We start from the raw sequence: 12,055 nt of genomic DNA, 5'->3' as shown, positions 1-12,055 counted from the left end.
CGCGCTGCTGCGACTGGGCGAATTCCTCCGCCGCCACCCGCAGCTGCAGGTCCACCAGCGCGGCGATGCGTTGCGATACCGGGTCCAGCGCCGGATACATTTCCCGATCCACATAGTGTTGCAGCGCGGCCGCGTCGCCGCTCCGCACGATCTGCAACAGCTTGTCCACGCTGCGGTTGGCGTTGGCCATCGCCGCCTCGGCCTGGTCGGCCAGCTGTTTTTCCTCCGGGGTCAGATAGGTGGCGCGGTAATCGCCCCATTGCTGCCTGACATCGAGCTGCGCCTTGCGCAGATTGGCGAGGAAGCCGGCGGCGGTCTGGCTCTGGTTGCGAAGCTTCTGCGCGTTGTCGACGATGCCGACCGCGTAGCCGTCGCCGACGATTTTCAGTTGTTTCAGGCAGACCACGCGGTCGTTGTAGGTGGTGGCGAAGTCGCCGAGTATGCCTTCCTGGGTGTGCAGGCCGTACCAGCCGACCAGCAAGGGGATGGTCAGCAGCGCGCAGACCATGACAGCCAGGCGCCGGGCGATGGTGAGGGAATTGAACATGAGGGACTCGCTGCTATGGGCGGGGACCGGGCCCCGATACTCTTCGGAGTAGCAGCCGCCGCGAAGGCAAGCAATCTGGATACAGTATTTTAAGTAGTCGTACCTAGAACGGGGCAACGCAATCGGCTTCTATCTATAAGCCCATGATTCCGTTATAATTCCGCCCCCACCCAACCACGCATCGTATCCATCGATCAGCCCGGAACCGCCATGAGCCTGCTGCCGCACCAAGTCGAACTGCTGTCGCCCGCCAAAACCGCCGAAATCGGCCGCGAAGCCATCCTGCACGGCGCCGACGCGGTGTACATCGGCGGGCCGTCGTTCGGCGCGCGCCACAACGCCTGCAACAGCGTGGAGGACATCGCCGGGCTGACCGCCTTCGCCCGCCGCTACCACGCGCGCATCTTCGCCACGCTGAACACCATCCTGCACGACGCCGAGCTGGAAGGCGCGCGCAAGCTGATCTGGCAGCTGTACGACGCCGGCGTCGACGCGCTGATCATCCAGGATATGGGCATCCTGCAGATGGACCTGCCGCCGATCCAGCTGCACGCGTCCACCCAGTGCGACATCCGCGACGCCGACAAGGCGCGCTTCCTGTCCGACGCCGGCTTCAGCCAGATCGTGCTGGCGCGCGAGCTGAGCATTCCGCAGATCCTGAAGTCTTCGATGGTGGCGGATTCCGCCACCATCGAATACTTCATCCACGGCGCGCTGTGCGTGGCCTACTCCGGCCAGTGCTTCATCAGCCACGCCGACACCGGCCGCAGCGCCAACCGCGGCGACTGCTCGCAAGCCTGTAGGCTGCCGTACACGCTGACCGACGAAAAAGGCGGCGTGGTGGCCTTCGACAAGCACCTGCTTTCCATGAAGGACAACAACCAGAGCGCCAACCTGGAAGCGCTGCTGGACGCCGGCGTGCGCTCCCTGAAGATCGAGGGCCGCTACAAGGACGTGTCCTACGTCAAGAACATCACCGCCCACTACCGCCTGCTGCTGGACGAGATCTTCGAGCGCCGTCCGGAGCTGGCGCCGGCAGCCAGCGGCAGCAGCGAGATCTACTTCACGCCGGACCCGGACAAGACCTTCCACCGCGGCGCCACCGACTACTTCGCCACCGGTCGCAAGCAGGACATCGGCGCCTTCGATTCGCCCAAATTCGTCGGCGTCGGCCTGGGCACCGTGCACAAGGTCGGCGACGGCTGGCTGGAGATCGCCACCAGCGAGCAGATGTCCAACGGCGACGGCATCAACTTCATGAAGAAGCGCGAAGTGGTGGGCATGCAGCTCAACACCGTCAAGCAGGTGGGCAAGGCCGAGGGCGGGCTGCTGGTGTGGCGCTGCGAGCCCAACGATCCGGCGGCGCTGCAAGGGCTGAAGCCCGGCGTCGACATCAGCCGCAACCGCGACCACGCCTGGGAGCTGGCGCTGCTGAAGAAATCGGCCGAGCGCCGCGTCGGCGTCTGGGCCTCGCTGTCGGAAACCGCCGACGGGCTGGAACTGACGTATACCGACGCCGACGGCTGCAGCGCCAGCGCCCGCGCCGAGCTTCAGCTTGAGCCGGCCAAGGATGCCGCCCGCGCCGAGCAGAGCCTGCGCGACGCCGCCGCCAAGCTCGGCAACACCATGTTCCAGGCGCACGACGTGGCGCTGAATCTGAGCCAGCCGTGGTTCGTGCCGGCCTCGGTCATCAACGGCCTGCGCCGCGACGCGGCGGAAAAGCTGGAAGCCGCGCGCGCCGCCGCCTGGGTCCGCCCGGCGCACAAGGCCGCCGTCGAGCCGCCGGTCGCCTTCCCGCAGAAGGAGCTCAGCTATCTGGCGAACGTTTACAACGCGCTGGCCTGGGACTTCTACAAGCAGCACGGCGTGGAAGTGATCGAGCCGGCCTACGAGGCGCATCAGGAAGAGGGCGAGGTCAGCCTGATGATCACCAAGCACTGCCTGCGCTTCTCCTACAACCTGTGCCCGAAGCAGGCTAAGGGGGTGAAGGGCGTGATGGGCCAGGTGCGCGCCGATCCGATGATTTTGAAGTCCGGCGACGAGACCTACACGCTGAAATTCGAGTGCCGGCCCTGCGAGATGCACGTGATGGGCAAAATGAAGAAGCACATTCTGAAGTCGCCGCCGCCGAGCGAGATTCCGGCATCCGCGCCGATGACCTTCTTCAAGCAGCGGCCGCAATAAATAGCCGACCGCCGACAAGCAAGGGCAAGCCAAGATGGCTTGCCCTTTTGTTTTATCGAGCGAATTCTCTATTTCGCTCATTTGGCATATCGTATTGATAGGATAGAAGGCAATACCGCATCCGCCGGATGTTCATTCTGACTGCCTGCGCACGTTTATCTCTTCTATCCGATCCACTCTAAGTACCGTTTCTGCGAGCCGCGCGCGGAACCCTGGTTGGCGCCGCGCTGTCCATAAGGCTTTGATAAATTTATGGAATAGGGGATGAAATGAAAAGAAAAGCCGCTTTGCATGGCCTGTTGATTTCGTCGACCGCTTCGCTGGCGCTGTGGTCGCCCATTGCGGACGCCTGTACCCGCACCTTGTGGAATACCAACCAACAGGCGGTGGTGGCCAGCCGTTCCATGGACTGGTCCGAGTCCACCCAACCCAGGCTGCTGATCCTGCCGCGCGGCATGGCGCGCGACGGCGGCAAGCTGGGGCCGGCTACCGTGGTCAAGGATAATCCGGCGCGCTGGACATCGAAGCACGGCAGCGTGGTGACGTCGGCCTACGGCGTCGGCGCGGTGGATGGCGTCAACGAAAAAGGCCTGGCCATGCATCTGCTGTTTCTCACCGCCACCGACTACGGCGCGCGCGAGCCGGGCAAGCAGGGCGTGCAAGCCGGGTTATGGGGCCAGTATCTGCTGGACAACGCGGCTACGGTGAGCGAGGCGCTGCAGGCGATGAAGGCCATCCAGCCGGTGATGGTGGAATACGCCGGCTTCAAGTCGTCGCTGCATCTGGCGATAGAGGACGCCAGCGGCGATTCGGCGCTGATCCAGTATGTCGATGGCAAACCGCACATCTACCACGGCCGTGAATACCGTGTGTTGACCAACGATCCGCCCTACGAACGGCAACTGGCGGAGCTGAAGAAGTGGGACTTCTCCCAGGCCACGCGGCAAACGCCGCTGCCGGGCAACGTCAATCCGGTGGACCGCTTCATCCGCGCCAATTATTTCCTCGATACGCTGCGCGAGCCGCACAGCCCGCGCCAGGCGGTGGCGTCCATCCTGTCCATCGCGCGCAATGTCTCGGTGCCGTTCAACGCGCCATACAAGACGCCGGGCTCCACCTACGACACCGAATACCGCACGGTGGCGGATCTCTCGGACAAGCAATACCTCTTCGAACTGGCCAGCAGCCCCAATCTGCTGCGGGTCGACCTGGCCAAGATAGACTTCTCGGCCGGGCAGACGGCGCGCATTTTGAATCCGGATCAGGAAGAGCTGGCCGGCGAGGTCAATGACCGTTTCCAGCCGCTGGCCAAGGCGTTGTTCTGACCCGGCGCCGCACCATGGAGGCATGATGGATCCGCAATCGGACATTCTGTTTCATACCGAGCGGCTGATCGTCCGCCGCTGGCGCGATTTCGACATGGACGCGCTGCTGGCGGTGTATGGCGACGCCGCCGCCATGCGCTGGGTAGGCGACGGCCATCCGTTGACCCAGGCGGACTGCTGGCGTTGGCTGGAGACGACCCGGCGCAATTACGCTGCGCGCGGCTATGGCATGTTCGCCGTCGTCAGCCGCGGCGATGGCGCCACGCTGGGCTTTTGCGGCCTGGTGCACCCTGGCGGCAGAGCCGAGCCGGAGCTGAAATACGCGTTCCTGCCTGCCCACTGGGGCCGGGGCCTGGCCAGCGAAACGGCGGCGGCGATGATAGCGCATGCCGCCGCCGAGTGGGGGCTGCGCCACATCATCGCCACCGTGGCGGAGGAGAATCTGGCCTCGCAGCGGGTGTTGTGCAAAGCCGGCATGGCGCGCGGCGAGGCATGGCGGGAAGACGACGGCAGCCAGACGCTGTGCTTCCACTGGCGAGGATCGCAAGAAAGCGGCTTGGCGACGCCGTCCGTCGCCGCGCGCGCCAATCAGACGGCTGCAGGCCGGATGCGCTTCAATGTCTACGGCCAGGTTTTGGCCGTGGAGCGGCGAGAGGGCGGCTGGCGGGCCTTTTGGAGCGGCGGCGACGGCAAGCGCCGTCCGGCCGATTTCATCATCCCCCATGATTTGGCGGCCAGCGATCTGGCGCAATATCTGGAAGACCTGTTTCACGAAAACGCTACGCCGCGCAATGGCGAGGTGACGCGTCTGGATTGAGGCGTCGGCCAGTTTCCACAAGGAGAGAGCGATGATCTACCCGATGTTCGCGCTGGTGTTGCTGACCATTTTCGTCGGCGTCCGCCTCGGCGCCACCCGTTTCGCCAACGCCCGTTCCGGGCGGGTGAAGGGCAGCTATTACCGGCTGATGCAGGGCGACGCGCCGCCGGACGGCGAATTGAAGCTGGCGCGCAATTTCTCCAACCTGTTCGAGACGCCGGTGCTGTTCTACGTGTTCGGCGCCATCGTCATCGCCAAGAACCTGGCCGGACCCGTCTCGCTGGGATTGGCCTGGGGCTACGTGGCGGCGCGCGTCGCGCATTCCGCCATCCATCTTTCCTACAATCACCCGATTCACCGTTTTCTGGCCTTCCTGGCGTCCAATATCCTGCTGCTGGCGATGTGGGGCTGGCTGGCGGTGGCGTTGTAGCGGGCAGGGGTTTTCAGCGGCTGGCGATGTCCAGGAGCTGCGCCTCCAGCCAGTCCAGCCCGGGGTCGCCGCCGCTGGCGGCATGGCGGATCAGCGAGACGGTGAACGGCGGCAGCTCCAGCGGCGGCGGGCTGGCGCGCAGGCCGTGGCTGGCGGCCCATTCGTCGGCCAGCGCTTCCGGCACGGTAGCCAGCAGGGGCAGGGCTTTCAGCAGCGGCGGCAGCGAGGCGAAGCGGGAGGCGGTGTGGCTGACCACCCGCGACAGGCCCTGCTCGGCCAGCGCCCGGTCGGCGGCGCCCTGGCGCGCGCCGCGGTAGCTGACCAGCGCGTGTTCGTGGGCGAGGTAGTCGTCCAGGCTCAGCGGCGCGCTCAGCGGCAGTTGCCGCGGATCGTAGACGACGGCGTAGCCCATCGAGCGCAGCGGCCTGGTCTGCTGCCAGGCCGGGCCGGGAGCGAACACCGATACGCCCAGCTCCATCCGGCCCTGCTCCAGCATCGCGCTGCCGATGAAGGGATCGGTGGTCTCCAGCGCGACGCGCAGCTTCGGCGCCAGCGCGCGCAGCCGCGGCAGCAGCTTGGGCGCCAGCCAGATTTCCACCCAGTCGCTCATGCCCAGGGAGAACGCGCGGGTGGCGGAGGCCGGCTCGAACGCCGGCGCGGCGAACAGCAGCGATTGCAGCCGCTCCAGCAGGGGCGTCAACTCGCTCTGCAGAGCCAGCGCCCGGGCGGTGGGCGCCATGCCCTGCGGCATCCGCACCAGCAATTCGTCGTCGAACAGCTCGCGCAGCCGGGCCAGCGCGCCGCTGACCGCCGGCTGGCCCAGATGCAGGCAGGCGGCGGCGCGCGACACGCTGCGCTCGCGCAGCAGCACGGCGAGCGTGACCAGCAGGTTCAGGTCCACGCCGCGGAAATCTTTTTCCCTGATAGTCATCATCATTCCAATCGATTTGAATGTCATGGACGGCCGCTTCATCATCGGGACACTTGAACTTCCTGCCCGCAAAGGACTACCCATGCGCATCATCTCCGCACCATATCATGCCGCCGCCCGAGCCATCCGCCTGCTGCCGCTGGCCATCGCCCTGGCCGGCGCCGCCGCCGCGCCCACCCTGGCGGCCGAGCTATCCCCGCCGGCGCAGGCGCGCGTCCAGGCGCCGGGATTCTACCGGATGATGCTGGGTTCTTTTGAAGTGACCGCGCTGTCCGACGGCACGGTGGCCGTTCCGCTGGACCAGCTGCTGCGCAATCCGCCGGAGGACACCGCGCGCCGGCTGGCGCAGGCCCATCTGGGCACGCAGGCGGAAACCTCGATCAACGCCTTCCTGATCCATACCGGCAGCCATCTGGCGCTGGTGGACACCGGGGCCGGCGACCTGTTCGGCCAGGCCGGCGGCCAGCTCTTGGACAGCATCCGCGCGGCCGGCTACCGCCCGGAAGACATCGACACGGTATTGCTCACCCACATCCACGCCGACCATTCCGGGGGCCTGACGCGGCAAGGCAAACGGACGTTCCCCGCCGCCGACATCCGGGTGAGCCAGCGGGACGTGGATTTCTGGCTGAATCCGGCCAACGCCGGCAAGGTGGCCAAGGAAGAGCGCCACTCCTTCGCCGATTCCGAGGCGGCGCTGCGGCCGTACATCGAAGCTGGCCGGCTCAAGCCGTTTGACGGCGAGGTGGAGTTGCTGCCGGGCATCCGCGCGGTGTCGGGCGCCGGGCATACGCCGGGACACACGCTGTACCTGGTGGAAAGCGAAGGCAAGAAGATGGTGCTGTGGGGCGATTTGATCCACGCGCAGGACGTGCAGTTTGCCAAGCCCGGGGTGACGATACGCTTCGACGTGGACGCCGCCGCCGCCGCCAAGCAGCGCCTGGCGCGCATGGACGAGGCCGCCCGCCAGGGCTGGCTGGTGGGCGCCGCCCATATCCGCTTCCCTGGCCTGGGCTATGTCCGCCGCGACGGCGCCGGCTACGCCTGGCAGCCCGCGCCATACAGCCTGGCGGGGCTGAAGCCGGCGATTGTGTCGGCGCGCTAGCCTTATTCCAGATCAATGCCGATGGATGTGAGCGGCCGCAGAATGCGAACATGCGACCCTCCGTCCCCGGCACCGCCAAGAAGTTTCCCCTCCATCCCCGCCATCCCGAGCGCATCTGCTGGGGCTGCGACAAGTATTGCCCGGCTTCCGACATGGCTTGCGGCAACGGCAGCAGCCGCACCCAGCACCCGGCGGAGATTTTCGGCGATGACTGGTTCGAGCCGGATCCAGGCGCGGAGGATGCCGGGGCTGGCCGGGGAGAGCAATGAAAAACGGGACGCGTGGCGTCCCGTTTTCTTTGTCGCGGCGCGCTTAGCAGCGGCCTTTTTTCGCCTGTCCCGGCGGGCAGAAATTGTCGCGGTCGTGATGGTGATGACGATGGTGGCGCTTGCGGTAGCTGCGCTCTTCGCGCGGTTCCGGCTTGCGGCCGTAGTCGTGGCCGATGGCCGCGCCCGCGCCGCCGCCCACCGCGCCGCCGATGATGGCGCCGTTGCGGCCGCCCACGGCCTCGCCGACCGCCGCGCCCGCGGCGCCGCCCAGCGCGCCGCCGACGATGGTGGACGTGTCTGCCTGAGCCGTCGCGGCCAATCCAGCCAGGCTCAGAGAAATGATGACAAATGCGCGCTTCATGCGGCGATCTCCGGTAAAAAACTGATGGCCTGCAGCATACTGGTTTGGGCGGCGGCCAACTGTATCAGATTGTTATGGAATGTAAGTTCTATGTTAATGACGATTGTCGAATTGTTGCCGCATCGCGTTGACGGCGCGCCGCGCGCTGCCGAGAATGGGGTTTCTTACCTTTCCCGGGAGGGCCGCGATGGCCGATCTGGCTTCCTTGTGCCCCGGCGCGGCATGGCCGGACTACCAGGGCGGCGGGCTGCTCAATCTGATGCAGACGCTTAGCCTGGAATTGGGCGGACCCGACTTGGGCCATGCGCCGCTGGTGTCCGGCGCGCTGGCCGGCATCGGCGGCCACCGCCATGTCTGCCTGATCCTGATCGACGGGCTGGGCGATGCCCAGCTGCGGCGGCTCGGGCCGGACAGCCGGCTGCGGGCGCTGCAGCGCGCGACGATCAGCAGCGTGTTTCCGCCGACCACCGCGGCGGCCATCACCACGGTGCTGACCGGCCGCTCGCCGGCCGAGCATGGCCTGATAGGCTGGCACCAGCTGCACGGCGAGGAAATCATCGCGCCGCTGCCCCTGTACGCCCGCCATCCGGTTGACGCCGGCGGGCAGGAGTCGCGGCGCGCCGACACCCTGTACCGCGCGCGGCCGCTGTTCGACCGGCTGGCGCGGCCGGCGTTCCTTTATCTGCCGGATTTCATCGCCTACTCCCCGTGCAGCCGCTACCACGCCGGCGGCGCGGAGCGCGTCGCCTACCGCAGGGGAATGGCCGACGGTTTCGCCCGGCTGGCGCGGCGGCTGGCGGACCCGCAGCCGGCCTTCCACTACCTGTATCTGCCGCAGCTGGACACGTTGATGCATGAGCAGGGGCCGGACTCCGACGCGGCGCGGGCGCTGCTGGCGGAAATCGACGCCGCTTTCGCCGCGCTGCTGGACGAGGCCGAACGCGGCGGCGCGGCGGTGGTCGCGATCGCCGACCATGGCTTCGTCGCCGCGCCGGACGCGCAATGGCTGGACCTGGACGCCGACCCGGAACTGTACGGCCTGCTGGCGCGGCCGTTGTCCGGCGAGACGCGGCTGGCTTACTGCCATCTGAGGCCGGGTTGCGCCGCGCGCTTCATCGAACTGGCGCGGGAACGGCTGGGCCATGCCTGTTGGGTGGTGGAAAGCCGCGAGCTGCGGACATCCGGCGCGTTCGGCCCGGGATCGGCGCATCCGGACCTGGCGCGCCGCTGCGGCGACGTGGTTCTGATCGCCAAGCCCGGCTGGAATCTGCGCGACACGCTGCCGGGAGAGGAGACGCTGCGCCTCGCCGGCGTGCACGCCGGCGTCCATCCGGACGAACAGGCGATTCCGCTGATCGTCTACCGGGCTTGAGCATCACATTTTTACAAGCGGCGCTGGCTGGGGCTGCCGCAGAATGGCCGCGGGTTTTTTCTGGATATCGCCGATGCAGTCGCAACAATGCAGGCCCGATCCAAGGCTGGAGCCATGGATACACAGTTACCGCCGCTATTGTTTCGGGCCGGATGATCCCGCGGTGCTGACGCTATTGCCGGGCACCGGCGCGGAGCTGTGGCTGGGCGCGGATGGCTCGGCGGGCTTGCTGTGCCCCCGCCGGCGGATGCTGCGGATCGCGCGTCCGGCGCTGCCGGTATTCGTGGTCCGTTTCCACGCCGGCGCGCTGCCGCAATTCTGTTCGCTTCCCTTGTCGCAGCTGGTGGACCGCGTCACGCCGCCGGCGCGCGCGTGGCCGGAGGCGCACGGTTTGCGGGCGGGAATCGAGCGGGCCGATTTCGACGAGCAATGCGAGCTGGCCGGCCGTTTCCTGCGCGGACGGCTGCGGGCGGAGCCCGAGCTGGAGCGGATGCGGCGCCTGGCGCGGCGGATATTCGCCGACAGCGCCGGCTTCCAGCTGGGGACGCATGCGGCGGAGGCGGGCGTGGACCGGTTCGGCCTGTCCCGCCGCTTTCATGCCAGCCAGGGCGTGACCGCCAAGCTGTTTCACCGGCTGTGCCGGTTCGAGAGGTTTTTCCGCGACGCGGCGTTCCAGCCGCGGCCGGCCTTGGCCGGGCTGGCCTGGGAGCATGGCTATTGCGATCAATCCCATCTGCACCGCGACGCGCTGGCGTTCGGCGGGCAGCCGCCGGCGCGCTTGCTGCGCGATCCGGCGCTGTCCCTGTTTTATTCTCCGCTGGCCGGCGCTTGGGCCAGCTCGTCGCCGGAACGGTGGCCGAGCAAGGGGTGAGAATCGAAGCGCACCGCGCCGACCGCGGCCAGCTCGCCGACCGCGGCGGCGACGATGGCGACGCCCTGGTGGCCGAAGCCGCCGCACAGCTCGATGGCGGCGCAGCCTTGCTCCGCCAGCCCGCGGGCCACTTCTGCGGCCTGGCGGTAGCTGGAGACGGCGAGGGTGACGACCTCCACTTCCGGCGTCGAGGTGAGGGCGCGATGGCGTTGAGGGTCGCCGTGGGGGGCGATGAAGATGAAGGCGGCTTTCAGGGCCATGGCGGTTTCCTTTGTTGGGTGTGGAAGCCCGAGCTTATGCGGCGCCTCGCCTGGCGATCTTGGAAAAACGTGCGGCGGCGGGCTTGAATATTCCAATGCGATTTTGCCGGTGTTATGCTGATTGGTTTTGGAGGCGCGATGAAACATGGGGTCGCGGCAGGCGTAATCGTCGAGCATGAGGGCAGAATTCTGATGGTCCGGCATTGCAAGCCGGACGCCTACGATTTCTGGGTGGCGCCGGGCGGCGGCGCGATCGACGACGAGCCTCTGGCCGACGCCGCGCGCCGCGAGGTGAAGGAGGAATGCGGGCTGAGCGTGGAAATCGGGCGGCTTGCCGATATCGAGGAATTCGCCAATCCGGCCACCCGCGAGTGCAAGTTCTGGTTCATCGGCAAGCTGCTGGGTGGCGAAATCGATTGCGGCGGCGACGAGGCGACGCGCGAGCATATTGTCGAGGCGGCGTGGCTGTCGCGCGACGACTTCGCCGGCAAGACCGTGTTCCCGCCGATGCTGCACTACTGGCGCGATCGCGCATGCGGCTTCGACGCGCCACGCTATGTCGGGTTGCGGCGGATGGAATTCTATTGAGCGCCGGATGGCTGGAGGATTGAACCATGGCGATTTCGACAAGTGGCGGCGCGGCTGAGGACAGGCGGGAGGTCGACCGCCTGATCGCGGCGTTTTTCGCGTTGTTCGACAACCGAGAGGGTGTTTCGGCCGATCTGGACGGCATCTTCGCCATGTTCACCGATGAGGCGCGGATCGCCAAGGTGGAGGGCGGCCAGACGCAGCAATGGTCGGTCGAGGCATTCATCGCGCCGCGCCGGGAGCTGCTCTCCAGCGGGAGTCTGCGCGACTTTTGCGAGTGGGAAACCGAGGAGCAGACTTGGATAAGCGGTAGCCTCGCCAGCCGGACCAGCCGCTACCGCAAGTCGGGGCAGCTGCATGGCCAGCCATATGCCGGCGGTGGAACCAAGCTGTTCCAACTGGTTCGCGGCGCGGATGGCTGGCGCATCTGCGCGATGAGTTGGGAAGACGACGCGGCGTAGCGCCGCAGCCGCGCGACAGTACAATCGAAGACACCGGCCTTCCGTTCGCTTGAAGAGATCATTTCATGTTTCCGTTGATCGTCACCCTTGAGGTTTCCGCGTCCGACGATGTGCCGCTGGTGGCCGCCGCGCTGGCGCGAATGCGTCCGCTGTGCCTGGCCGAGCCCGGTTGCCAGTTGTGGGAGGCCTACCATTCCGAGGCCGATCCCAAGGTGTTCGTGCTGGTCGAGCATTGGGAAAGCCGCGCGCACTGGGAGGCGCACGGCAAGCTGGATGCGATCCAGACCATCTATCTGCCAGAGGTGCTGCCGCGCGCCAGGCTCGCCGCCCATCCATCCACGCTGCTGGGCGCTTAGGCCCGCATCTGAAAAGGTCACGCCGATGCTGGACAAGTCATTCGCCGAGGAACTGGCGCGGGAATGGATAAACGCCTGGAACAGCCATGATCTGGCGCGCATCCTGGCGCATTACCGCGACGATTTCGAAATGAGCTCGCCGTACATCGCCGAGATGGCCGGCGAGGCGTCCGGCCGG

Annotated in this window: 15 protein-coding genes; 11 read left to right on the top strand and 4 right to left on the bottom strand. The window is 66.9% G+C overall.

Features of this window, described 5'->3' with window-relative positions:
* A partial coding sequence (locus ACY3GB_RS13955) for an MCP four helix bundle domain-containing protein (protein ID WP_463089265.1) occupies positions 1-547 on the bottom strand: 547 nt, incomplete at its 3' end.
* Positions 548-757: 210 nt separating this feature from the next.
* Between ACY3GB_RS13955 and ACY3GB_RS13950 the strand changes: the two genes are divergently transcribed.
* From ACY3GB_RS13950 to ACY3GB_RS13935, 4 genes are all read left to right on the top strand, one after another.
* Positions 758-2,731 carry a peptidase U32 family protein gene (locus tag ACY3GB_RS13950; RefSeq protein ID WP_463089264.1) on the top strand — a complete coding sequence of 658 codons (1,974 nt, stop codon included), beginning with the start codon at positions 758-760 and terminating at the stop codon, positions 2,729-2,731.
* A 269-nt stretch (positions 2,732-3,000) separates the two neighbouring features.
* Positions 3,001-4,056 carry a linear amide C-N hydrolase gene (locus ACY3GB_RS13945; RefSeq protein ID WP_463089263.1) on the top strand — a complete coding sequence of 352 codons (1,056 nt, stop codon included), beginning with the start codon at positions 3,001-3,003 and terminating at the stop codon, positions 4,054-4,056.
* A 22-nt stretch (positions 4,057-4,078) separates the two neighbouring features.
* The gene (locus ACY3GB_RS13940; protein WP_463089262.1) at positions 4,079-4,873 is read left to right on the top strand and encodes a GNAT family N-acetyltransferase; all 795 of its coding nucleotides are present in this window, start codon (positions 4,079-4,081) and stop codon (positions 4,871-4,873) included.
* Positions 4,874-4,904: 31 nt separating this feature from the next.
* The gene (locus ACY3GB_RS13935) at positions 4,905-5,303 is read left to right on the top strand and encodes an MAPEG family protein (RefSeq protein ID WP_463089261.1); all 399 of its coding nucleotides are present in this window, start codon (positions 4,905-4,907) and stop codon (positions 5,301-5,303) included.
* A 13-nt stretch (positions 5,304-5,316) separates the two neighbouring features.
* Here the strand turns inward: ACY3GB_RS13935 and ACY3GB_RS13930 are convergent, their stop codons facing one another.
* Positions 5,317-6,234: a LysR substrate-binding domain-containing protein gene (locus tag ACY3GB_RS13930; RefSeq protein WP_463089260.1), complete on the bottom strand. Its 918-nt coding sequence runs from the start codon at positions 6,232-6,234 to the stop codon at positions 5,317-5,319.
* Positions 6,235-6,316: 82 nt separating this feature from the next.
* Between ACY3GB_RS13930 and ACY3GB_RS13925 the strand changes: the two genes are divergently transcribed.
* Both ACY3GB_RS13925 and ACY3GB_RS13920 read left to right on the top strand, forming a co-directional pair.
* Positions 6,317-7,339, top strand: a complete 1,023-nt coding sequence (locus ACY3GB_RS13925) for an MBL fold metallo-hydrolase (RefSeq protein WP_463089259.1) — start codon at positions 6,317-6,319, stop codon at positions 7,337-7,339.
* Between the two features lie 50 nt (positions 7,340-7,389).
* Complete coding sequence (locus tag ACY3GB_RS13920; RefSeq protein ID WP_463089258.1) at positions 7,390-7,608, top strand: DUF3079 domain-containing protein; 219 nt, start codon at positions 7,390-7,392, stop codon at positions 7,606-7,608.
* 43 nt (positions 7,609-7,651) lie between these two features.
* On the opposite strand, the gene ACY3GB_RS13915 is transcribed toward ACY3GB_RS13920, so the two are convergent.
* Positions 7,652-7,969, bottom strand: coding sequence for a glycine zipper domain-containing protein (locus ACY3GB_RS13915; protein WP_463089257.1), 318 nt, complete (start codon positions 7,967-7,969; stop codon positions 7,652-7,654).
* A gap of 187 nt (positions 7,970-8,156) precedes the next feature.
* Here ACY3GB_RS13915 and ACY3GB_RS13910 point away from each other — a divergent pair, with 187 nt between their 5' ends.
* Entirely contained in the window at positions 8,157-9,341 is a 1,185-nt protein-coding gene (locus ACY3GB_RS13910) for an alkaline phosphatase family protein (protein ID WP_463089256.1), read from the top strand.
* A gap of 73 nt (positions 9,342-9,414) precedes the next feature.
* Entirely contained in the window at positions 9,415-10,212 is a 798-nt protein-coding gene (locus ACY3GB_RS13905; protein WP_463089255.1) for an AraC family transcriptional regulator, read from the top strand.
* Here the strand turns inward: ACY3GB_RS13905 and ACY3GB_RS13900 are convergent.
* Positions 10,149-10,472 carry a DUF6506 family protein gene (locus ACY3GB_RS13900; protein ID WP_463089254.1) on the bottom strand — a complete coding sequence of 108 codons (324 nt, stop codon included), beginning with the start codon at positions 10,470-10,472 and terminating at the stop codon, positions 10,149-10,151. The genes ACY3GB_RS13905 and ACY3GB_RS13900 overlap by 64 nt on opposite strands.
* Before the next feature lie 138 nt (positions 10,473-10,610).
* On the opposite strand from ACY3GB_RS13900, the gene ACY3GB_RS13895 reads away from it, so the two are divergent.
* From ACY3GB_RS13895 to ACY3GB_RS13885, 3 genes are all read left to right on the top strand, one after another.
* Positions 10,611-11,060 (top strand): NUDIX domain-containing protein, encoded by a 450-nt coding sequence (locus ACY3GB_RS13895; protein ID WP_463089253.1) that lies wholly within the window; start codon positions 10,611-10,613, stop codon positions 11,058-11,060.
* A 26-nt stretch (positions 11,061-11,086) separates the two neighbouring features.
* Positions 11,087-11,521: a Cif family virulence factor gene (locus tag ACY3GB_RS13890; RefSeq protein WP_463089252.1), complete on the top strand. Its 435-nt coding sequence runs from the start codon at positions 11,087-11,089 to the stop codon at positions 11,519-11,521.
* Positions 11,522-11,586: 65 nt separating this feature from the next.
* On the top strand, positions 11,587-11,877 hold the full coding sequence (locus ACY3GB_RS13885; protein ID WP_463089251.1) for a putative quinol monooxygenase: 291 nt from the start codon (positions 11,587-11,589) through the stop codon (positions 11,875-11,877).
* Positions 11,878-12,055: the final 178 nt, after the last annotated feature.

The organism is Chromobacterium sp. Ag138, assembly GCF_055181315.1.
The sequence above is the reverse complement of the archived record's forward strand: the minus strand, read 5'-3'. Positions and strand labels throughout refer to the sequence as shown.